The following is a 22498-nucleotide window of genomic DNA, read 5'->3' as shown; positions in this document are numbered from 1 at the left end:
GCTCAACTCACCTCCGTATTCCGGGCCCATCGCGGCACACGTCGCGGGGCACGTCGTCGCGGGACCGCGGGCGCCGGCAGGTGCGAGGCCGCCGCAGGCGCCGCGAGGAGCGAGGCGGCCAGGGCCAGATGCAGCAGATAGGGCGAGGCGTCGCCGAGACCGGCCTCGGTGTACGACGCGATCGCGCAGTAGCTGATCAGGAAGATCGCGCAGGCCCTCGACAGGGACGGCGGCCGCAGCAACGCGACGCCGGCGAGCACGATGATGACCGTCGCCACCAACGCGATGCCGATCAGGCCCTGTTCGTGGTAAACGGCAAGCCAGCTGTTGTCGATCGGAAGCCCGCCGAACGACTTGTCGCCCAGGCCCGTGCCGAACACCTTCTCCGCGGTGGTGCGGGGCGCGGCGAGCAGGGCGTCCCAGACCTTGGCCCGACCGGTGAGACTGCTGAGGTTCTCCTCGTCCTGTCCGCGCAGGAACCAGACCTGCAGCGCGGAGCTGAACCCCACCGCGGCCACCGCGGCGCACAGCACCGCCCAGGTGAAGAACCGCCGGGCGGCGGCGCTGGTCAGTATGAGTGAGCCGATCGCCAGCGCAAGGCCGACGAACAGGCCGAGCGTGGCCGTACGGGTATGGGTCAGCACGAGCAGGACGAGCGACGGCACGATGACCACCGCCGCGCTTGCCCTGTCGGTCCTGCGGCCCAGTACGAGCAGCACGGTGAGCCCGATGATCACCGCGGCGTACTGACCGATCTGCGGTGGGGTGAGCGGCCACAACGCGCCGACAAGGCGCCCGCCGTAGAGCTCGGGCATGGCCGCGCCCGGTGAGATGACCAGGCCTGCGGCCACCGACCCGAGCACCGCGAAGTACATCCGGATGTGGTGCCTGACGAACGTCAGGCTGCCGTCCCACCAGCGGCCGAGCAGCCACAGCGTGCCGACGAAGAGAGCGAGCCGGGCGCAGCGGAACAGCGCGCCGAGCCCGGACTCCAGGTCCGCGCTCGCGATCACGCTCGGCACGAGCAGCAGGGTGAGCAGGAACACGAAGGCGCTGGCTCGGATGCGCAGCCGGAGATTGACCGCGAGCGCCAGCGCGAACGCGGCGACCAGCGCGCCCATGGTGACCATCTGGATGAGGGAGCGGGGCAGCGGGACGATGGTCTGCGCCCCGGCGGAGCCGAGAGTGTTGAGGATCAGCAGCCCCCAGACCGTCCCGATGACCTTCGGCGTGCGGTCCGTGATCTTCGGCGTGTGGTCCGCGTGCTCCGTGTGGTCCGCGTGCTTCGTGTGGTCCAGGCTCATCTCAACCACCGACCCGCGCGCGGAAGGTGCTGCCCGCGTCCTGCCGGTACGGCGTGCCCTGCCACTGCCCGAAGTCGAGCTGTCCGCTCGGGTCGTGGGCGATGAAGCTCCATGGCCCGCGATAGACGTTGTCGTGCCAGCGGTTGTTCTGCTTCCCGGTGATCGCCTCGGACACGCGCTCGCCCTTGTACGGCGACCAGTCCGGATAGGTGCCGTAGTTGGCGAGGACCGCCATCCGGCCGCACTTCGCCGCGCACTTGACGACGGACGGGTCGAGCACGAAGCGGTTGTGGTGGATGTCCACCCGCTGGGTCTTCCACCGGCAGTCGGCGTAGAGCGGTGCCTTCGCGATCGCCGGCTTCGCGCAGCGGTCGGTGTTCTTCACCAGCAACGTGCAGTCACCGGACGAGGTGTTGGCCGGGCTGTTGCAGAACCGGTCGGCGTTCTCCCACAGGGTGATCCCGGACCAGTTGTTCTCCAGGAGGTTCCGGTCGATCTCGATCTTGTCGGTGCGAGCCCGGACCCGTGGTTCGCCACCGGACTCGGACAGGTAGATGGTCGCGAACGGGAAGTTGTCGCCGCGGTCGGCGTACCTGCGGCCCTCGACCCAGTTGTTCTTCCTGACCGTGTTCTTCCGGATGACCGCGTTGTAGCTGGTCTCGTAGATCAGCGCGGCACCGTCGTTGGCCTCGAGCACGTTGTTCTCGATGCGGAAGTCGTTGTTGTTGGTGTCCGCCCACAGCCCGGTTCCGCGGTTGTCGTGCACCCAATTGCCGCGCACGTCGGCGCCGTTGACCGCCCAGAACTTGATGCCTCCGGTGCAGCCGCAGCCCTCCCGCTTCCGCTCCCAGTCGTCGGTGTTGTTGCCCACGATCTCGTTGCCCTCGACCACCAGGCCGGTGATACGGCCCCCGGCCTTGTACGCGTTCATGCCGTACTGACCGTTGTCGCGCAGGCAGCTGGCGCGGACCCGCTGGCGGGCACCGGCCATCAGCCCGGCACCGGAGTTGTTCTGGATCGTCGCGTGCTCGATCACCCATCCGTCGGCCGAGTCGTGGTTGACCACGCCCTCGTCCGGCGGCGCCACGAAACGCTGCACGGTCAGGTGGCGGATGGTGACGTCGCGGGCGCTGCCGCCGAACGCGTACTGGTTGGTCTTCCGGCCGTCGAACACCGCGCCCGGCGCGCCGAGGTAGCGGTTCCCCTTCTTGGGGATGACCTGGGCGTAGCGGTCCGGATCGAGCCTGTGCTTGCCCGGTCGGAGCCAGAACGTGGTGTTCGGGGGGCTGCTCTTGGTCTTCGCGGCCAGGTCACCGACCACGGCGGGATCGACCGTCACCGCCCCCTTGGGCGCCTTCGCGGGGCCGGGCGCGGGTTTGGCGCACACGCGGGCCACGGAGGTGGAAGGCGCGCCGGAGGCCGACGGCGCACCGGTCGGCTTCGCCTGGGCGTCCGGCGTGCTCGTACAGCCGGTCGCCGCGAGCAGGGCCAGCGCCAGCGGTGCCGCCGGCAACGTCAGGCGCCGCCACTTGATCCCCACGTGTCCTCCTCTCCTAGCCACGGAACTTGAGCACGGTGGTGAGCTCCCCCGACAGCGCCGTGCCGTCGGCGAAGCCGGTGCCGACCAGCGTGGTGGCGGGTTCCTTGCGTCCGAAGCCCGCGGAGTACCAGCCCAGCGGTGGCTCGGTCTCGCCGCGGTGCGCCTGCCAGGACAGCTGCCCTGGCAGGTCGAGCACCGCGGAGCGCTCCTCGCCGTCCCGGGTCCAGGTGAGCAGCGCCCAGTTCCCCACCAGGTCCGCGGCGATCGCCGGGCCGAGGTGGAACGCCAGGCGCACGGTCCGGTGCGGGCCGCGCACCTCGTCGACCACCCGCAGCTCCTGGCTCGCGGCGGTCAGCTCCACCCGGCGGCGGTGCACGGAGCGCTGGTAACCGTCGTGCTCGGCGCACCAGCGGGCCGTGCCCCCGTGGGAGGCGCCGGATGCGTCCGCGACCAGGACGCGGCTGCGGGCATGCCGGGTCCACAGGAACGGGCCGCCGGAGACCGACTGGTCACCGCCGTCCAGCTGCAGGGTGTTGTGGCCGAGGGTCGACCGGAAGTACTGCCGCCACGCGGGCTGCCCGTGGTAGCAGAACGTCCCCGGGTCGGCGAGCACGTCGACCCCGTCGTGCCGGACCTCCACGGACAGCGCGTCCGCGTGGGCGTGCGCGGCGATGGACAGGAAGCCGTGCGGCCCGCCGTCGCAGCGGCACCAGATCTCCTCCGCCGGATCGCGCAGGATGGTCATGCCCGCGTCGGCGAAGTGGCCTGGCCTGCTTGCCGGGCGGGTCACGGCCGGTGCGGACGCACTTTTCGCGTACGGCTGGATGAGCGCGGCAAGGAGCGGGGTGCGCACGTCGGTTCCGGTCACCGCCGGCCACCAGGCGAGCCGGCCGAACACGGCGTCCCCGGTGGACAGGAGCGAGGCCCAGCGGTCGGTGCCCGCGCCGTCCACGATCAGACCGTGCCCGTCGTCCGCGTCCCCCTGACGCGGGGGCCGCAGGTGACTGTCCACGACGGCCGCGAGCGCGTCGGTCATGCGCAGCAGCACGAGGCGGACCGACGCGGGAACCGGCACGCGGGCGGCGTCCGCCTCGGCCACCGCGGCCAGGCCGAGCTCAAGGACGAGTCCGTGATACTCGGTGGCCAACTCGCGGTTGAGCCCGGAGTCGAAGGTGTTGCCGCGCAGCTGCCGGTCGAGCGACCGCAGGGCGCCGGCTCGCCAACGCGCCGACGAGGGGAACCACCCGAAGGCGCAGGCCGCGGCGAACTGCCCGGCGGCCTCGGCGATGACGTGGTTGTTCGCCGAAGAGCCCCGGCTGGGGAAGGCGGCAAGCCAGCGCTGGTGGTGCCAGATCTGGTTCAGCGCCACCGGGTTGCCCTCGAAGAGGCCGGCCGCGCCCTGCCAGCCGTCGAGCAGCCGCCGTACCCATACCCAGGAAAGCAGCCGGATCCCCAGCTCGATGCCGCTGATCCAGTGCACCCCGCGCAGCGGCGGGTTGGCCGCCCACCACAACCGCAGGTGCTCGGCCACGCGTTCGGCGTACCGCTCGTTCCCGGTGATCGCGTAGGCAGCGGCGAGCACGGTGAGGTACTGGTGCCGGGACAGCTCCCAGATCTGCTTGATGTCGCCGACCGCTTCCTCGTTGCGGTACGGCACGTCGAAGGCGTAGCCCCACGGAGCCCGGCGCCCGGTCTTCGGGTCGTACCACCAGTCCGGGTCGGCCAGGTCGTCGCGGTCGACGCCGAAGTACTCGGCGTGCCCGGCCATCAGCCGGTCCGCTTCGGCGACGAGACGTTTCGCGGCGTCCGGTGGCACCGCGGCGATCGTCCCTGCGGGCAGTACCGCGGTGAACCGGGCGCCGGTCACGCTCGGACACTCCGGCCGCGCCGACCGCCATTGCCGCCTGCGCAGCGCGTCGCCCAGCCGGCCGCCGACCTCCCGCGGTCCCATCCGGGACAGCCGCCGCAGGTACCAGACGGCGCTCATGGTCATCACGCCCTCGCCAGCGTCACCGGCACGCCGCCGGCCAGGCCGGTCTGCACGGCGAGGGTGGCCGCCGTGGTGGCGACGAGCGACTCCAGCGGCACCGGCATCGGCCCTCCGCTCCGCACGGCCTTGATGAACGCGGCCAGCTCGGCGTTCTGGCCCTTGTCCCGGGCCTTGGGCAGCCGTGAACTGACCCACCGCTTGCCGCGGCCGTCGTAGACAGAGGCACGCACGAAGTCGTCGAGCCGCAGCGCACGGCCGTCCGCGACCAGGTCGAGGGTCTCCTTGGGAAAGCCGGCCGGGCCGGTGGTGACATAGCTGATGGTGGCAGTGGATCCGTCCGGGTAGCGCAGCACGACCTGGAGGTCTTCGTTGCCGGACGTGGCGACCGCGTACACCGATTCCGGGTCGGCGTCGAGCAGCCAGCTCGCCGTGTCGATGAAGTGCCCGCCCTCGCCGGCGAACCGCGAGCCCTCGGTGCCCTGTTGGAGGTACCAGCTGCCGTGCTGCAGGCGGCCCGCGTTGACCAGGTAGCGGAGGTTCGCAGGGCCGCTCCGGGTGCCGAACCGCTTCCTGGCCTCCTGGAGCAGCGGCGCGAACCGGCGGTTGAAGCCCACTTGCAGCCGGTCGTTGCCGGACTCCTCCACCGCCGCGAGCACGCCGGCCAGGTCGTCCTCGGTGAGGGCCAGGGGCTTCTCCACGAACACCGCCTTGCCCGCGAGGAGTGCCCTGCGGGTCAGTTCGGCGTGCGAGCTGTGCCGGGTGACCACGAACACCGCGTCGATGGACTTGTCGCCGAGCACGGCGTCGAGATCGGTGGTCGCGTCGGCGAAACCGAACTTCCGCTGCGCGTTGGCCGCCGACAGCGCCGTCGTGGTGACGACTGTCGACAACTCGACGCTGTCGCGCTGTGCCAGGTGCGGCAGCAGCATCGACGTCGCGTAGTTTCCCGCGCCGACGAACGCGAGCCGTACGGGCGCCTTGGCGGCCCGAGCCGGACCCCGCTTCATGTTTCTGGTGGACACAGCCACCGCGGGCACGGCCACCTGCGGGGCCTCCGTGTGCCCGGCTTCCCCCGCGTGCTCGGGGTACCGGAACAGCACGGCCACGGCCTTCAAGTCGCCGTCCTTCAGGCGCTGGTACGTCTCGACGGCGTCATCGAAGTCGGCGATGTGGGAGATCAAGGGCTCCACGTCGACGCGGTCGCGGGCCAGGAGATCGAGGAAGCACGCCAGGTTGCGGCGCTCCGTCCAGCGCACATAGCCGATCGGGTAGTCGCGCCCCTCCAGTTCGTACGCCGGGTCGTAGCGCCCGGGGCCGTAGCTGCGGGAGAACCGGACGTCGAGCTCCTTCTCGTAGTACGCGTTCCACGGCAGGTCCAGGCGGCACTTGCCGATGTCGACGACCCGGCCGCGGTCCCGGCAGAGCCGGGCGGCCAGCTCGACGGGCTGGTTGCTGCCGCCGCCTGCGGCCAGGTACACCTGATCCACGCCGTGGCCGTCCGTGAGCTCGGCGACGGCGGTCTCCACGGCCGTGGACGCCGGATCACCGCAGGCCACCGCGCCCAGGCGTTCGGCGAGCTCGCAGCGCGCCGCGTCGGGGTCGGCCCCGACGACGCGGACTCCCGAGGCGGTGAGGAGCTGCACCACCAGCTGCCCGATCAGGCCGAGGCCGATGACAAGGGCCACTTCGCCGAGCTGCGGCTCACCTTGGCGGACGCCCTGCATCGCGATCGAGCCGACGGTGCCGAAGGCCGCGTGCCGTGGCGCGAGGCCGTCCGGCACCGGGACGTAGAGGTTCTTCGGCACCCAGTTCAGCTCGGCGTGCAGCGCGTGCTCGTTGCCGGCGCAGGCCACGACGTCGCCGACCTTCACGTCGTCGATCCCGGCGCCGACCTGCTCGACCACCCCGCACAGCGAGTAGCCGAGCGGCGTGTAGGAGTCCAGCTTGCCCATCACCTTGCGGTACGTGGCGGGCACCCCGTTGGTGGCCACGCTCTGCATGACCTTGGCGACCTGGTCCGGCCGGGAGCGGGCCTTGCCCACCATCGACATGCCGGCTTCGGAGACCTTCATGAGCTCGGTTCCGGTGGATATCAGCGAGTAGGCGCTCCGGACAAGCACACCGCCCGGCTTGCACCCCGGCACCGGCACGTCGAGCAGCGCCAGTTCGCCGCTCTTGTAGTTCTGCACAACCTGTTTCACCCGAGCTCCTCTTGTTTCCACTCCGTCAAGCCGCCCGGCTCTGGCCGGAGCCAGAGGTCGCGCCGCGATACCAGTACTCGAGGGTCAGCACATGCCACAGATGCTTGGAGAAGTCCCGGTGCCCCGCGGCGTCCTCGGCGACCATCCGGGCCAGCGCGTCGCGGCGCAGGATCCCGGAGTTGACGAGCACGCCGTCGTTCACCACCTCGCGTACCAGCGGCGCCAGGTCCCGGCTCATCCAGGCGCGCAGCGGGGCGCTGAACAGGCCCTTGGGCCGGTACACGATCTCCCGGGGCAGGACCGAAGTGGCCGCCTCCTTGAGGGCGGCCTTGCCCTGCCGTCCGGCGATCTTGCGATCGCCGGGCACGGCGAACGCCGCCTTGACCACCTCGACGTCCACGTACGGCACGCGCACCTCCGTCGACGCGGCCATGCTCGACCGGTCCGTGTACGCGAGGTTCAGGCCCGGCAGGAACATCCGGGCGTCGCCCAGGCACATGCGGTTGACGAAGTCGTCCAGGTCGTTGTCCTCGTAGATGTCCGCGTGCTCGGTCAGCACGTCGTCGACCGTCCCGGCCAAGTCCGGGTTGACCAGGGCGAGCAGCTCGTCCTGGTCGTACATGGTGTAGCTGCGCCGGAACGCGGTCTCCTCCGGCAGATCGGCGAAGGACAGGAACCGCTTCGCGAAGCGCACCGACCGGTACCCCCGGCGGGCCGTGGCGACCGGCAGCCGGTCCACGGCCCTTGACAGGCCGCGCCGCAGGGGCCGCGGGACGCGCTGGTAGCGCAGTGCGAGCAGGTTGGCCAGGTGCTTGCGGTATCCGGCGAACAGCTCGTCGGCACCCATCCCCGAGAGCATCACCTTGACCCCGGCCTCCCGGGCGGCCTCGCAGATCAGGAACGTGTTGATCGCGGCGGGGTCGCCGATCGGCTCGTCCAGGTGGTACGTCATCTTCGGCAGCATGTCGAGGACGTTCGGGGCGATCTCGATCTCGTGCAGATCGACGCCGAACCGCTCGGCCACTTGCCGGGCGTAGCGCAGGTCGTCCGGCATCGCCTCGAACTTGGCGTCCTCGGCGCGGAACCCGATCGTGTAGGCGGAGATCCCGGGTTGGTGGCGGGCCGCGAGCGCGGTCAGCCAGCTGGAGTCGAGTCCGCCGGAGAGGAAGGTCGCAACGGGTACGTCGGAGAGCATGTGCTGCCGGGTCGATTCCTCGACGATGGCGGCCAAGTCCGGCTGCTCGCCGCTGCGCGCCCGCTCCTGGCCCTCGGCGGCGACGTCCTTCAGGTTCCAGTACCGGCCGCGCTCCACCCGGCCGTCGGGCCGGCACCTGAGCCAGCTCCCCGGCGGCAGCTTCTCCGCCTCACGGAACGCGCACCGCGAGTCCGGCACCCAGTAGTACAGGAGCGAGGCCACCAGCGCCCCGTGGTCCACCTGCAGCGACCCGCCGGTCACGGCGGCGAGCGCCTTGAGCTCGGAGGCGAACACCAGGCCCTCGCCGCGCCGGAGCAGGAACAGCGGCTTGATGCCCAACTGGTCGCGGGCGAGCACCAGTTCACCGGTCCGCTCGTCGAAGATCCCGAACGCGAACATGCCGCGCAACCGGGGCAGGCAGTCCGTGCCCCAGCGCCGCCAGGCCTCGAGGAGCACCTCGGTGTCGGACGTACCGCGAAAGCGCACCCCGGCGGCCGTCAACTCGGCCCGCAGTTCGGGCGCGTTGTAGAGCTCGCCGTTGTACGTGAGAGAGAGGCCGTCCGAGACCATCGGCTGGGCGCCGGTCTCGGACAGGTCGATGATGGCCAACCGGCGGTGCCCGAGGTGCACTTCGCCGTCACCGGCACGGTGGCCGTACCGGCCCGCCCCGTCCGGACCGCGGTGGGCGAGGGTGTCGGTGAGCCGGTCGGTCACGGCCTTCCCGTCCGGCCATCGATAGGTACCTGCGATGCCACACACTTCTTAGCGCGCCTCCTGGTCGGTGTCCGGGACTCGTACGGCCCGTGACGGCCGTTCCGTCCGCAGCTGGCCCATCTCGTTCTGCCGGGCGAAGCGCTCGCTGTGACCCCGCAGCGCGATGTGCAGCCCGTCCCACAGCGTGCCGTCGGTCCGGTCACGCGGATCGGGGTCGATCAGCACCACACCGATCACCGGAATGCGCTGGTCCGCGAGCTGCCGCGCCACGGTGTGCAGCCAGCCGGCGCTGCCGTGCCCGGCACGCACGACGAGCACGGTCTGTCCTCCGAGGTACTGGAGGTCGGTCCACGCCGTGCCGGGCGCGACCGAGCCGACGCCGAGCCGGCGCTCCCGGCGCTCCACGGCCGCGGCACGCTCGCCGCTGACCACGGCCGGGTCGCCCGGCTTCCGGCGGCTGTCGGCGAGCTGCGGTCCTGGCAGACCGTCGACGATGACCACCGGCCCTTCCGCCGCCAGCGCCCTGGCGACGTCCAGGGCGATCACGCTCGTGCCGCGCGCACAGCCCAGTTCGAGCAGCGACACCGGTTCCGCGCAGCCGCGCACGGTGCGGGCCAGGGTCGTGGTGAGCCGTTCGCGTGCCGCCCGGCTCCGTCGCCGCCGCCACGGCCCGGCCCGCCAACGGGGCACAGGGCGCAGCTCCGCGATGACCGAGGCGCCCAGGTGCGCCGCGATCTCCCGGCGCAGCACGGGTCGGCCCGCCACCACGGCGCCGACCGCGGCCACCGCGAGTCCGAGGACGAGCCCGAGGAGCAGCCCGATCGCGGCGTTGGTCACAGCGGCCTTGGGCAGGGAGTGCCGCACCGCGCGAGGCGCGTCCACGATCTGCGTGCCGGCGACGATCTGGGGCGTGCCGGTGCGCGCCTCCGCCGCGCGCTGGTCGAAATCGGCGATCCGCGAGTTGAGCTCGGCCCGGCGTGCGAAGAGCGACTCGACGCTCGCCGACGACTTCGGGTCGCTCTCCGGCGATCGGTCCCCGATCTCCTTGTTGACCTCGGCGAGTTCGTCCCGCATGCGGTCACGCTGGTCGATCAGGGCCTTGGACTTGGCTTTCGCGGTCTCCCGCATCCGCCTCACATGGTCATCGACGAACGCGTCGGCCAGGGCCTTGGCCCGGGCCACCGCATCCGCGTCGCTGTCACCCGTCACATCGATCTGCAGCAGGTTGTTGGTCAGGCCGGTGCCGCGGTAGTCCCGCATGAAGTCCTCCGGTTTCTCCGGGGACTTGAGGGACTGCAGGGCCTTGCCGGCGATCCGCGTCGTCCCGAGGAGTTCGACGTCGGTGCGGATCAGCGTCCCGGTGTCGTTCGGCTGGTCCTCCTCGTGCGTGACAAGCACCTTGGTCACGGCGGACGGTGGCGGCGGCAGCAGGACCGCCACCGCCGCGCCGACCAGCAGCCCGAGGAGCGCCAGGGAGCACCAGAGGCGCCTGCGCCTGCGCACCGCAGCCACCAGCGCCTGCAGGTCGAAGAGCGGAGTGGTCGTCGACGACTCCGAAGTCTCGCTCGTCGTCACGCTGAACCTCCCCTCGCGTCGTCGCCGCCCGCGAGCGCCGGTGCGGCGTGTTGCGCGGGACGGCCGGCGGTGCGCGTCGGGCGGGCCAGGACCGTTCCGGCGACGACGATGCCGGCGATCTCGTGCCCCGCGTCCGCACAAGCCTCCGCGATGCCGGTGAGCTCCGCCGCGGTCCAGCTGCCCGCGCTGAGCACGACCAGGGCACCGGACTCGGTGTCGCGGTCGGGCACCATCGGCCGCTCCGCCGAGACTTCCGCCACCCGCAGCAGCGGGTCGCTCGCGGCCTCGGTGGCCAGCTGCCCGGCGGCCCGGCGGGCGATCTCGTCGCTCTCCGGTACGACGACCAGCAGCCGCCGGGGGGACGGCAGTTGATTCCTGAGGCGAGCGCACACCCGCCGGTAGCGGATCCGCCTGCCGGCCTCGTCGCCGGACGCCTGCGGGGCCGGAACGTCCCACCGCGTGTCGACGCCGAGGAGCCGGCGGATCCGGGCGCGCGTGCCACGGTCCTTTGGCCCGTGAGCGGGCCGTTCATCAAGTACGTCGACGGTGCCGATGAGCGTGGAGCCCAGGGCCGCGGCGATCTCCGGTTCGGTGCGCAGCCGGCGATTCGTCCGTGCCGCGGCGAGATGGCCGATGACCGTGAGCAGGAAGAACAGCAGTGCCCCTGCCACGATGAGCTGCGTCCTGGTCGGCGGTGCCTCGCCGGTCGGCCGGGCGGCCGACCCCATGACGACCATGCTGGCCTTGTCGGTCGCCGGGTCGGCCTGGTCCAGCTTCTTCATGGCCTCCGCCAGCGCGGTGCGCAACTTCTCGAGCTCGGTGCGGACCTGCACGCTCTCCACGGTCTGCCCCGGATCGGCCGCATTGGCGAGGTCGGTGATGCGGCGGTTGGTCTGCACCACCTTCTCCCGCAGCGCCTCGGGCCCCGTCGCCTCTTCGGGGTCGGTGGTGTCGCCTGCGAGCCGTGCGGCGAAGGTGACGAATTCCTTGGCGACTTGGTCGGAGAGCCGCTGCGCGCGGCCCGGCGTCTCGGCCGTACCCGAGATCTTGATGATGTTCCCGTCGGCGGCCTCGGCGCTCACCTGATCCCGCAGTTCGGTGCCGCTGACGCCGGACCAGCTGAGCGTGGCGGCCGCGCGGTCGACCACCTCCGAACTGGTCGCGATCTCCGCCTGGGTCAGCAGCTCGCGCTCCTCCCACTGTCCCGGCAGGAGCACCGAAGCCGACGTCGTGTAACTCGGCGGGAACACCAAAGAGGCGCCGTAGCCGACGAGCGCGCCCAGCACGGCGACGACGGCGAGAAGCCGCCGGCGCCGACGGAAGATCCGCCCGATCGTGACCAGACGTATCGTGTCATCGCTCAACGGCGTGGCCTCCGCACTGTCCGGGCCGAGCCATCCGTGGACACCGGAGTGTGCTCGCGGCAGGCCGCGGCGTAGGCGGCGAGCAGCGACGCCTGCGAGTTCCGCCAGGAAAGCTGCCCGTTGATCCGCTCCTGGCCGATCTCGCCCATCCGGGCCCGCTGCTCCGGATCGTCCAGGAGCAGCGCGATGAGCTTGGCGAACTCGGCCTCGTCGTTGGCGGGCGCGTAGAGGGCGGCGTCACCGGCGGAGACTCTCGCCTCCCGGAGGTCGAACGAGACGATCGGCCGGCCCATCACCATGTACTCAAGGACCTTGTTCATGGTCGACACGTCGTTGAGCGGATTGCGCGGGTCGGGGGAGAGGCACACGTCAGCGGAGGACAGATAGCGCACCAGGTCGGCGTCCGGAACGCGCCCGGTGAACTGCACCTGCTCCGCCAGGCCGAGCCGCCGGGACAGCTCCACCATCGCGTCGAAGGTGTCGCCGCCGCCGACGAACACCGCGTGCCAGTCGGTACGTCCGAGCTCGTCACGCAGCTTCGCGAGGGCCCGCAAGGCGTAGTCGACGCCGTCCTGCGGGCCCATGACCCCGAGGTAGCACAGCAGATGGGGCTTGCCGCGCTTCAACTCCTGCTCGGGCGGCACCGGTTGGAACCGGTCGGTGTCGGGCGCGCTGCGCACCACGAAGACGTCCTCGGGGCGGCGGCCGCCACGGCGCACCGCGACGTCCCGGTAGCTCTCGTTCGTGGCGAGCACGACGTCCGATGCCTTGTAGGTCAGCCGTTCAAGGGCGCACACCGCGCGGTAGAGCTGGTCCTTGCCGCGGTCGAACCGGGAGAGGTACAGCTCGGGCACCAGGTCGTGCTGGTCGAAGACGAACCGCGCGCCGCGCCGCTTCATCCACAGCGCGGGCAGGAACAGCAGGTCGGGCGGATTGCAGGCGTGGACCACGTCGACCGGGCCGACCTTCCGGGCAAGGCGGACCGTGTGCCACAGCGCCGATCCGTACTCCCGCAGATAGCCGGCAGGGCCTCCGGTGGCCGCGCGCAACGGGTAGCGGTGGATCCGCACCCCGTCGATCACCGCCTCCGACTCCGTGTCCCGCTTCTCCCCCCGGGGACAGATGACGTGGACCTCCCAGCCCGCGTCGCGCAGCGTCGCGCACTCCTGCCACACCCGCCGGTCGAACGGCACGGACAGGTTCTCCACCAGGATCAGCGCGCGCCGGTTTCGCCGGTCGCCGCCGGTTGTGCCACCAGACGATGTGCCACCAAGCGATGTGTCACCAGACGATGTGTTACCAAGCAAGGCCTATGTACCCCGGTTCGGTCCGGCGCGCCTCCGCGTCGGGTAGGTGGATGAGGTCGACGATCACCGGACCCTCGCCATGGGGCAGCGCCGAGAGCACGTCCGGGTCCCTGGTTCCGACCAGGCACACCTCGGCGTGCTCGAGCACCTCCTCGACGGAGTTCGCGAGGAGCTGCGCGAGGTGCGGCAGCCGGGTCTCGATGTACTCGCGGTTCGCGCCGAGCAGCCGGGACAGGCTCACGTTGGCGTCGTAGATCTTCAGGTCGTAGCCCTTGCCGAAGAGTCTCTCCGCCAGCTCGACGAGCGGGCTCTCGCGGAGGTCGTCGGTACCGGGTTTGAAGGAGAGACCGAACAGGCCCGCCCGGCGCTTGCCGGTGCGCTCGACCAGGTCCACCGCGCGTTGCAGATGGTCGGAGTTGGAGGGCAGTACGTGGGAGAGGATGGGCACCGAGACGTCGGCCCGGCGCGCCGCGTGGACCAGGCTGCGCAGGTCCTTGGGCAGGCAGGAGCCACCGAAGGCGAAGCCGGGCCGCAGATAGGCGGGGCTGATGTTCAGCTTGCGGTCGGCCAGGAACACGTCCATCACCTGGTGCGAGTCCACCCCGAGCGCCTGGCACACCGCGCCCAGCTCGTTCGCGAAGCCGATCTTGAGGCCGTGGAACGCGTTGTCCGCGTACTTGATCGCCTCGGCCGTCGGGACCGGCACGCGGAACACCTCGCCGGGCAGGCCGTCGTACAGCGCCGCCACCACGTCGCCGCTCGCCGGGTCGAGCTCGCCGATGACGGTCTTGGGCGGATCGAAGAAGTCCTGCACGCTCGTGCCCTCGCGCAGGAACTCCGGGCTGACCGCGACCCCGAAGTCCACCCCTGCCGTACCGGCGCTCTTCTCCAGGATCGGTACCAGCAGGTTCAGACAGGTGCCCGGAAGCATGGTGCTGCGGAACACGACGGTGTGCCGGCCCCCTTGCCCGGCCCCCTCGGCCCTCTCGGCGAGCGCGGCGCCGATCTGCTCGGTGACCCGCTCCAAGTACGTGGTGCACAGGCTGCCGTTGGGCTCCGACGGCGTGCCCACGCAGATCAGCGACACGTCGCTGTTCATGACCGCCTCGCGGACGTCGCCGGTGGCACGCAATGCTCCGGTCCGCACGGCCTCGGCGACGAGCTCGCCGATCCGCTCCTCGACCACCGGGGCCTTGCCGTCGTTGACCAGGTCGACCTTCACCTGGTTCACGTCGACCCCGATGACCTCGTGACCCATCCCGGCCAGGCACGCGGCCGACACACAGCCCACGTAGCCGAGCCCTAAGACACTGACTCTCACAACCCGTTCCTCCCCCCAGGCACGCCCTTGCGGCCTGCCTTCCGTGCGTCGGCCGGACAGTTGGGCCGCAGCCCCCCGCGCATCAGTAGGCCCCCTGCCCGTGGAGCACCGCACGCAGCGTCTTCCACAAGATCACTGTGTCCAGGGCGAGCGACCAGTCCTCCACGTACCGCAGGTCGAGCCGGATCGCCTCCTCCCACGGCAGGTCGCTGCGCCCGCTGATCTGCCACAGCCCGGTGAGGCCGGGCTTGACCAGGAGCCGCCGCCGGATGTCCGGGCCGTACGCCGCGGACTCCTCCGGCAGCGGAGGCCGCGGGCCGACGAGCGACATCGACCCGATGAGTACGTTGAATAGCTGCGGGAGTTCGTCGAGCGAGTACCGGCGCAACACCGTTCCCACCCGGGTCACCCGCGGATCCCGGCGGAGCTTGAACAGCAGGCCCGCGCCCTCGTTGCGGTCGGCCAGCGCGTCACGTGCCGCGTCGGCCCCGACGACCATGGTGCGGAACTTGAAGATGGTGAACTCGCGGCCGTCCTTGCCGACTCTTCGCTGGCGGTACAGCGCCCCGCCCCGGCTGTCCATGAGCACGAGCAGCCCGACGAGCATCATCAGCGGCGCGAACAGCAGCAGCAGGACCGCCGCGCCCAACCGGTCGACGACCCCTTTGACCACCCGGCGGCCCCCGGAGAAGGTCGGCATACTGACCCGGAGCAGCGGGATCCCGAGCACCGCGTCGACGTGCAGCCGCGGTCCCGCCACCTCCATGAGCACGGGCGCCACGACCATCTCGGCATCGCTGCCTTCGAGGTTCCAGGCGAGCCGCTGCAGGCCGTCCGGTGACCAGTCAGGGTCCGATGTGACCGCGACGACACGGTAGCCGTCGCGGCGGACGTGGCCCGCGACGTCCGTCAGCCTGCCGACGACCGGCACTCCGTCCAGTTGGTCACCGTCGATCCCGAGACCGTCCGGCGTGCACACCGCCTCCACCCGCCAGCCGAGGTGCGGGAACTTGCGGGTCCGGGCGATCAGATCGCGTACGGTGGCCGGGCTCCCGGCGGCGAGCACCGGGCGCAGACACTGCCCTTCCTTCCGCTGTTTGTGCAGCCAGAGGCGCAGCAGGTACCGCTCGGTCATGGTGATGAGCGCGATCGCCGGGATCGCGACGAAGATCCAGAGCTTGATGTTGCGCGAGGTGAGGGCGATGCCTCCCAGCGCGAGTACGACGGCCGCGGTGAACAGTGAGCGTCCGAGCCGGCGGAATTCCTCGGCGCCCTGGCCGAGCGTGGGCGGAGCCCACGCCCTGCTCATCGCAAGCGCTCCCAGCACGAGCAGCTCGGTGCCGAAGGCGAGAATTCCCCACTTCTCGTGCCAGTTGGCCGCGTCCCTGGCCCCGAAGAAGCTGCCGATCGCCGCCACCACGACGGCGGTGGCCGCGGTATCGCTGACGATCACGGTACGGCGGTACCGCTGCTCCCAGTCGATCGCGGGCCGCCTGATCGCCCCGCTCGCCAGACGCCCGCGCTCCGACGGTAACGGGCTGACTAATTCCCCCTGTTGCACGGGACCCCCCAGGTCGCCAGTGGTTCGACGTGCTCGCCCAACACTGTTCTCGGGAAGCCCCCGCCCCCCGCCGCGCTGTTCCTCCCCCTCGGGAGGCCCCCCGGCCTCCCGCGTATGACAACTCCTGCTGTGTCAGCGCCACTTGAAAAAGATCATTGCTGGTCGCTTTGTGCCTGAACAGCTGAAGCACGGTCAACTTAGACCATGGGAATGAGTATGTAGAGGGGTTGTGTGTAATTTGTGCTCAAGGTTTGATGCTGGAGCCACCTATCGGCCACGGCCGACGGGGGCCTCGACGAAGACGCGCTGTTGCCCTGCATGCATGGGCGTCTGCCGGGAACCCCGTTTCCCATGGACTCCAGCCTCACCTGCCCCATCGCGTCCCACCTGTGCGTGGACGCCCTCGACCTCGTGATCGAAGCCGAGTTGAGCCTCACGTACACCACCAAGGACCCGCTGTCCGTCACCCTCACCTTTCCGCCGCCCGCGGCGGAAAGGGCCCCGACGACCTGGGTGTTCTCCAGGGATCTGCTGGCCGCGGGGCTCCGGGCGCGAACGGGCGAAGGCGATGTCGTGATCCGGCCGAACGGGCCTCACCGGGTGCTGGTGACTCTCACGTCCCCAGGCGGACGCGTCCGGGGGGAACTTGAGCGGGAGCAGGTCGAGGCGTTCGTCCGAGAGACGTACGCTCTGCTGCCCGTCGCCGAGGAGAGCGCGGCGCTGGGCCTGGACGAGCTGGTCGCAGCTCTCCTCTCGGCACCCTGAAACCCGGCCCCGGCGGCCCCCATGCCCTCACACGGGCTGCGGGGCCTCCGGCTCACCGTCAGCCATGGCCAGGCGCGCTCGGGCGGCCGCGAGCGCCGCCTCCACCTCACGGGTGCCGGTGGTGACGCAGAGGGTGTATGCGATGTCCTCGAGCCTTTGGCGGGCCTCAAGGGCGCCGTTCCTCGTATGCAGCGCACTCAGGGCCTCGTACTGCTCCAGCAGGTCGCGCAGTATCCTCGGGTCGGCCATCAGCACGGCAGGGTCTCCTTCGCTCTCGACGAGCAGTGGTGGGCTCCCTCGACAGGAGTCTCAACAGGCCGTGGCACAGGGGGACTTCGGCCCCATCCTGCGCGCGCGTGCACGCGCCACCTCACGCGTCACGGCAGGCGGAATTACGCGAGGCGCGTTTCGTGTGGATGGCGGTCGAGGAAGAACAACACTCGCTCCATGGAAGCAGGGCTTTTGGGCGCGGCCGCTTCCTGACCTCAGGTTCAGTGTGCCCACGAGAGGACGCCGGACGCCACCCGGCGCTGTGACGTGCGCCGCACGCACCCGGTGTTTGGGCCCTCCGCCGCCTGGTATGCGGCCATCGACGCCGCCTGCCACCATGACCCTGTGCGTCCTGGCGGGTGGATCGCCCGTCGCCGCTGTCCCACCCGGAGGAGTTCTCGTGACCGACCGGAAGCACGTCCTGCGCGGTCGCACAGCTGTCGTGACCGGCGCCGCACGCGGTGTGGGCGAGGCCGTCGCCAGAGAGCTCGCCGCCCGGGGAGCCGCGGTGGCACTGCTCGGCCTGGAGGAGGAGTCACTCGCCCGTGTCGCCCATGAGCTTCCTACGCCGTCGCGGCACTGGCACGTGGATGTCACCGACGCCGAGGGGATGGCGCGCGTGGCCGACGAGGTACGCGAACGTCAGGGCCCCGCATCGGTCGTCGTCGCCAATGCGGGGGTCGCCGAGGGCGGGCCGTTCGTCGACTCGGATCCCGCCGTCTGGCGACGCGTCATCGACGTCAATGTCGTGGGCAGCGCCAACACCGCGCGGGTCTTCCTGCCCCAACTGCTCCATACCCGCGGCTACTTCCTGCAGATCGCCTCGCTTGCCTCCATCGGCGCCGCACCGCTGATGAGCGCCTACTGCGCCTCCAAAGCGGCCGTGGAGTCCTTCAGCCACTCTTTGCGCGCGGAACTCGCCCCGCGGGGCGTCAGAGTGGGCGCCGCCTATCTGGGCTGGACCGACACGGGCATGGTCCGCGGCGCCGACCAGCACGCCGTGCTGCGCGAACTGCGTGCGCACATGCCTCCGGCGGCCCGCAAGGTCCATGCCCCGGACCACGTGGCCCGCTGTCTGGTGGACGCCATCGAACAGCGGGCGGCCACCGTGTACGTGCCGGGCTGGCTGCGGGCCCTGCAAGTGGTGCGGGCCGGTCTGCCGCCCCTGGTCAGCAGGTACGCACGCCAGGAGCTGACGCGCTCGGAGTTCACGTCCACGGGCCTGCTCGGGCCCGGCGGGCGTGCCGCGGGGACCTCGACGAGGCCCCGCTGAGGTCAGCCCCGTCGAAAACGCCGGGCGGTCCGGCCCCGCAGCGCGGCGCGGGCGGCGTTGGCTCCGGGAGCACCGTGGACGCCGCCACCGGGGTGAGCGGCGGCCGACGCGAGGTAGAGGCCCTTGACCGGGGTCTCCGGGCGGCCCGTGCCCGGGGTGGGGCGGAACACCAGCTGCTGGTGGGCGGAGGCCGTGCCGCCGTTGATCGCGCCCCCGTGCAGGTTGGCGTCCATGGCCTGGAGGGTGTTCGGGGCGAGGAGACGCCGGGACCTGATGCGGGAGCGGAATCCCGGCGCCCAGCGTTCCACCTCGTTCTCCATGCGGTCCGCCATCGCTTCCTGTTCCCGCCGGTCCCAGGAGCCGGTCAGGCTGTCGTCACCCGCGTCGCCCTTGATCCGCTGCGGGACATGCGTGTAGGCCCAGGCCGATTCGGTGCCCGCCGGTGAGCGTGAGGCGTCGGCGGTGGTCATCTGCCCAAAGAGCAGGAAGGGACGGTCGGGCACCTGCCCCATCGCGATCTGTGCCGCGAACCGGGTGAGGCCGTCGACGCCGTCGGCCAGATGGACCGTCCCCGCCGTGGCCGCATCCCGCGCCGTCCACGGCACCGGGCCGCTCAGCGCCCAGTCGATCTTGAAGGTCGCGAAGTCCCAATGGAACCGGCGCAGATCCCCGAGGAGCCGCGCCGGCAGGTGCCGTGCGTCGACCAGGCCGCCGAACAGCGCCGGTGCGGAAACGTCGGCGAGCACCGCACGGGACGCCGGCACGCTCTCGCCGCCGGCGGTGCGCACACCGACAGCGCGCCCGGAGCGTACGACGACCTCAGTCACGCGCTCTTTGCACCGGACCACGCCTCCGTACCGTTCGAGCCGCTGCACCAGGGCCGACGTGAGCGCGCCCGCCCCGCCGACCGGGACGGGGAAGCCGTACGTCTGGCCGAGCATGGACATCAGCCAGCCGAAGCCTCCGCTGCCGGCCGCTTCCGGGCCGAGGTCCGCGTGCAGCGCGTTGCCCGCGAGCAGCAGCCGGCCGCCCTCGCCGCGGAACTCCTCCTCGCCGAGGCGCCGGACCGGCAGCGCCAGGGTCCGGGCCATCCGCACACCGCCGGCGCCCCGGAGCTTGGCGGCGAGGCGGATCCCGGACCGTACGGGCGGGAAGGGGGTGAAGAGAGCCCCGAGGATGTCGGGGCCCACCCGGTTCCAGGTGGCGCAGAGGCTGAGCCAGGCGGCCCCGTCGCCCGCCGCGAAGGCGTCAAGGCCCGCCGCCGTGTCCGCGGCCCCGCGGGCGAGGACCGCGCACCGGCCGTCCGGCAGGGGGTGCGCCAGGACGCGGGGAGCGTGGCTCCAGCTGAGGCCCTCCTGCTGGAGCTGCAGGTCAGCGAGGACCGGGGAGGCCGCGGCCAGCGGATAGAAGGCGCTGAAGAGGTCGTTCACGTAGTCGGGATGAACCCCGCGGTCGCTGCGGACCGCACCGCCCGGCTCCTCCTGTTCCTCGAGAACCTCCACACTCCATCCGGCGTCGGCGAGCAGGTTCGCCGCGACGAGACCGTTGGGCCCCGCGCCGATGACCACCGCGTCCGGCATCCCTGACTCCTGACGTTCGCGCGAGCTGGTCGAGCGGCCACTCCGGCAACCCGCTCGACCGGCTCTCAGGCCGACTCGTACGCACGCTGCGAAGACTTCTCCACGACGTCCGCAAGGCGGGCGAGCATGGCGCGGTGCCGCAGTTGGATCAGTGCGTCCACGGCCGCGTTGTGGAGCGCCCCGCCGGGTCCGTCCAGCGGGTGTTCGTCGACGATGACCAGGGCGTACTCGCCCCAGGGCCGTACGTCGACGGCGATCCGCGCGGCGCCGAGCCAGCCGCTGTCGGCCTCGAGCTCCAGAATGCCGGGCTCCTCGCACCGCCGGACGGTCGTGGTCCCCGACAGGGTCCGCCACCCCACACGCACCGTGTACGTGATGCTGGAGCCGACCTCGGGCCAGCGGCCTTCCCCGGGCTCCGAACGGGACGTGCCGACCACCCAGTCGCCGTAGCGCGACCCGTCCGCGAGGACCGACCAGACGTCGGCCACGGACCGCTTGATCAATCGGTGTCGTACGGCCATTCGGCTCTCCAGCCCTCGGTGGACGCGGCAGTCCGCGTCGAATGCGGCGGCTTTCCGGTACCCGGCCCGCCCGTTCTCATTCCTGCTCACCCTCGCAGGCGTTCGAGAGGTTCGCCGCTTGCCGGACGCCGAACCGGGTACGTGCGCGTGAAGATCCCCCTTAGCCCCGTGCGGTGCCTTGCGCGGCCTACGCCGCCTGGATCAGTTCGGCTCGGCCGAACAGGAGGGCGTAGCCGGAGGGGAGTTGGGCCAGGATGCGCGTCAGGAGATCGGGGCCCGCAAGCACGGCGACGGCGGCCAGGACAGCGCCGGTGTCCCAGCGTGTGGTGGCGGGGCTCGCGCCGGCTCGGGTGGCGAGATCCTTGACGAAGCCCCAGCCGGTGAGGGGCTGGGTGGCGGGGATCTGGGCGGTGAGGACGCGCGCGGCCTCGAAGGGCAGGCGGGCGGCCAGTTCGACGCGTTCGTCCCCGGTCAGCTGTCTGCCCAGACCGCCGAGGACCAGCTGGACGGCTTGCTCGGCCCGCTCCCGTGTGGGGTAGGCGCCTTCGAGGCGAACCTTCTCCAGCATCTGCCGGAAGGTCATCGCGGGGTGGGGCCGGGTGGGTTCAGGCCGTTCGGACATCGCTGACATGGCTGAGTGCGCGCCTTTCTCGTCGCAGGGGTGTCGGGCCGGGTGCGGAGGACGGAGGACGGAGGCAAGGGGGGAGGTCGGCCCGTCCTCCGCACCACTCGTCCGCGGCTCAGGATCAGCCGCTGATTTGCTGGCGGGACGCTTCGTTCCCGATGGAGATCTTGCGGGGCTTGGCACGCTCGGCGATCGGGATGCGCAGGGTCAGTACTCCCGCGTCGTAGTCCGCCTGGATGCGCTCGGTGTCCAGCGCGTCGGCCAGCACGATCTGGCGGGAGAACACGCCAAGGGGCCGCTCGGACAGTTCCATCTGGACGCTCTCGGACTTGGTGACCGGCCGGCGCTCGGCCTTGACGGTCAGCATGTTCCGTTCTACGTCGATGTCGATCGCCTCGGCGGTGACGCCGGGCAGATCGAAGGCCACCACGTACTCATCGCCTTCGCGGTAGGCGTCCATGGCCATCGCGGACGGCCGTGACCACGTGCCGGGGCCGACCAGCTGCTGGGCGAGGCGGTCGAGTTCGCGGAAGGGATCGGTGCGCATCAACATCGCGAAACACCTCCTGAAGGTTCGGGCAGTACCTGCCAATGCGCTTCACCTGCTCCCCGTTGTAGCATGTCGTCCAATGGATGACAAGCAAGATGTCATCCAAGTGATGACAGCGATGGCATCGACGAGGGAGGCCCTCATGGCAGCAACCGGCCCGCCGAACCCACCCCACGCCCAAGGCCGGAATCCGGCGTCCTTCCCGGCCGCGGCCTCGGCCCTGGAGGCCATCCGCGACGCCATGCGGGTCGCCGGGCGGGAGGGCGCGGACGCGTCACCCGCCGGCGACACCGACCCGGAGCAGGCCCTGGCCTCGCTGCTGTTGCTGCGCGAGGTCCGTGAACAGCTCGCCGCGTGGGAAGCCGGCCTGATCGAGACCGCCCGCCACGCGGGAGCCAGTTGGGCCGATCTCGCCCAGCCTCTGGGGGTCGCCAGCCGCCAGGCCGCCGAACGCCGCTACCTGCGCCAGCGCCCCGGGCCGACCGGAAGCACCGGCGAGCAGCGCGTACAAGCCACCCGTCAGCGCCGTGCCGCCGACCGCACCCGCACCGCCTGGGCCCGGACCAATGCCGCCGCCCTGCGCCGCCTCGCCGGCCAGGTCACGGCTCTCAGCGGACTTCCGCCGAAAGCCCGGGTCCCGGTCGGCCATCTCGACGCGGCTCTCGCCGACGACGACCCCGCGGCCCTGATCGAGCCACTGAACGCGGCCCGTCCGTACGTGGAGCGCACCCGCCCCGACCTCGCCGCCCAGCTCGACGCCCTCGTCGGCAACCTCGACGAGAACGGCCCCGTCTGACCGCCGCCGTACCGGCCGTGGACGTCGCGGCTGCCGACGCCCGTCC

General features: G+C 71.3%; 18 protein-coding genes. 3 read left to right on the top strand and 15 right to left on the bottom strand.

The window, feature by feature from the left end; genetic code table 11:
- Positions 1–2 precede the first annotated feature (2 nt).
- From E5671_RS09475 to E5671_RS09430, 10 genes are all read right to left on the bottom strand, one after another.
- A complete protein-coding gene (locus E5671_RS09475; RefSeq protein WP_237330141.1) occupies positions 3–1304 on the bottom strand; it encodes an O-antigen ligase domain-containing protein in 1302 nt (433 codons plus the stop codon).
- A gap of 1 nt (position 1305) precedes the next feature.
- Positions 1306–2844, bottom strand: a complete 1539-nt coding sequence (locus E5671_RS09470; RefSeq protein WP_160503402.1) for a right-handed parallel beta-helix repeat-containing protein — start codon at positions 2842–2844, stop codon at positions 1306–1308.
- Between the two features lie 13 nt (positions 2845–2857).
- The gene (locus E5671_RS09465; RefSeq protein WP_160503401.1) at positions 2858–4837 is read right to left on the bottom strand and encodes a heparinase II/III family protein; all 1980 of its coding nucleotides are present in this window, start codon (positions 4835–4837) and stop codon (positions 2858–2860) included.
- On the bottom strand, positions 4837–7035 hold the full coding sequence (locus E5671_RS09460) for a Gfo/Idh/MocA family oxidoreductase (RefSeq protein WP_160503400.1): 2199 nt from the start codon (positions 7033–7035) through the stop codon (positions 4837–4839). The genes E5671_RS09465 and E5671_RS09460 overlap by 1 nt, the downstream gene beginning before the upstream one ends.
- Positions 7036–7060: 25 nt before the next feature.
- Complete coding sequence (gene asnB / locus E5671_RS09455) at positions 7061–8989, bottom strand: asparagine synthase (glutamine-hydrolyzing) (protein ID WP_160503399.1); 1929 nt, start codon at positions 8987–8989, stop codon at positions 7061–7063.
- 3 nt (positions 8990–8992) lie between these two features.
- On the bottom strand, positions 8993–10519 hold the full coding sequence (locus tag E5671_RS09450) for a Wzz/FepE/Etk N-terminal domain-containing protein (protein WP_160503398.1): 1527 nt from the start codon (positions 10517–10519) through the stop codon (positions 8993–8995).
- Positions 10516–11883, bottom strand: coding sequence for a Wzz/FepE/Etk N-terminal domain-containing protein (locus tag E5671_RS09445; protein WP_160503397.1), 1368 nt, complete (start codon positions 11881–11883; stop codon positions 10516–10518). The genes E5671_RS09450 and E5671_RS09445 overlap by 4 nt, the downstream gene beginning before the upstream one ends.
- Positions 11880–13100 carry a glycosyltransferase family 4 protein gene (locus E5671_RS09440; protein ID WP_160510081.1) on the bottom strand — a complete coding sequence of 407 codons (1221 nt, stop codon included), beginning with the start codon at positions 13098–13100 and terminating at the stop codon, positions 11880–11882. Before E5671_RS09440 ends, E5671_RS09445 begins: the two co-directional genes overlap by 4 nt.
- Before the next feature lie 79 nt (positions 13101–13179).
- On the bottom strand, positions 13180–14511 hold the full coding sequence (locus E5671_RS09435) for a nucleotide sugar dehydrogenase (protein WP_160503396.1): 1332 nt from the start codon (positions 14509–14511) through the stop codon (positions 13180–13182).
- Between the two features lie 82 nt (positions 14512–14593).
- Positions 14594–16072 carry an exopolysaccharide biosynthesis polyprenyl glycosylphosphotransferase gene (locus tag E5671_RS09430; RefSeq protein ID WP_160503395.1) on the bottom strand — a complete coding sequence of 493 codons (1479 nt, stop codon included), beginning with the start codon at positions 16070–16072 and terminating at the stop codon, positions 14594–14596.
- A 351-nt stretch (positions 16073–16423) separates the two neighbouring features.
- Between E5671_RS09430 and E5671_RS09425 the strand changes: the two genes are divergently transcribed.
- Positions 16424–16837, top strand: coding sequence for an SsgA family sporulation/cell division regulator (locus E5671_RS09425; RefSeq protein WP_160503394.1), 414 nt, complete (start codon positions 16424–16426; stop codon positions 16835–16837).
- A gap of 27 nt (positions 16838–16864) precedes the next feature.
- On the opposite strand, the gene E5671_RS09420 is transcribed toward E5671_RS09425, so the two are convergent.
- A complete protein-coding gene (locus tag E5671_RS09420; RefSeq protein WP_160503393.1) occupies positions 16865–17092 on the bottom strand; it encodes a DUF5133 domain-containing protein in 228 nt (75 codons plus the stop codon).
- 415 nt (positions 17093–17507) lie between these two features.
- Here E5671_RS09420 and E5671_RS09415 point away from each other — a divergent pair, with 415 nt between their 5' ends.
- On the top strand, positions 17508–18380 hold the full coding sequence (locus tag E5671_RS09415) for a short-chain dehydrogenase/reductase (RefSeq protein WP_160503392.1): 873 nt from the start codon (positions 17508–17510) through the stop codon (positions 18378–18380).
- A 2-nt stretch (positions 18381–18382) separates the two neighbouring features.
- Here the strand turns inward: E5671_RS09415 and E5671_RS09410 are convergent, their stop codons facing one another.
- The 4 genes from E5671_RS09410 to E5671_RS09395 form a co-directional block, all read right to left on the bottom strand.
- Complete coding sequence (locus E5671_RS09410) at positions 18383–19960, bottom strand: phytoene desaturase family protein (RefSeq protein ID WP_160503391.1); 1578 nt, start codon at positions 19958–19960, stop codon at positions 18383–18385.
- A gap of 65 nt (positions 19961–20025) precedes the next feature.
- Positions 20026–20481 (bottom strand): SRPBCC family protein, encoded by a 456-nt coding sequence (locus tag E5671_RS09405; RefSeq protein WP_160503390.1) that lies wholly within the window; start codon positions 20479–20481, stop codon positions 20026–20028.
- 187 nt (positions 20482–20668) lie between these two features.
- Positions 20669–21103 carry a DUF2267 domain-containing protein gene (locus tag E5671_RS09400; RefSeq protein WP_160503389.1) on the bottom strand — a complete coding sequence of 145 codons (435 nt, stop codon included), beginning with the start codon at positions 21101–21103 and terminating at the stop codon, positions 20669–20671.
- 124 nt (positions 21104–21227) lie between these two features.
- Positions 21228–21659, bottom strand: coding sequence for an Hsp20/alpha crystallin family protein (locus tag E5671_RS09395; RefSeq protein ID WP_160503388.1), 432 nt, complete (start codon positions 21657–21659; stop codon positions 21228–21230).
- Between the two features lie 139 nt (positions 21660–21798).
- On the opposite strand from E5671_RS09395, the gene E5671_RS09390 reads away from it, so the two are divergent.
- Positions 21799–22452, top strand: a complete 654-nt coding sequence (locus E5671_RS09390) for a type III effector protein (RefSeq protein ID WP_160503387.1) — start codon at positions 21799–21801, stop codon at positions 22450–22452.
- Positions 22453–22498: the final 46 nt, after the last annotated feature.

It is taken from the genome of Streptomyces sp. BA2, assembly GCF_009769735.1.
Lineage (GTDB): Bacteria > Actinomycetota > Actinomycetes > Streptomycetales > Streptomycetaceae > Streptomyces.
The sequence above is the reverse complement of the archived record's forward strand: the minus strand, read 5'-3'. Positions and strand labels throughout refer to the sequence as shown.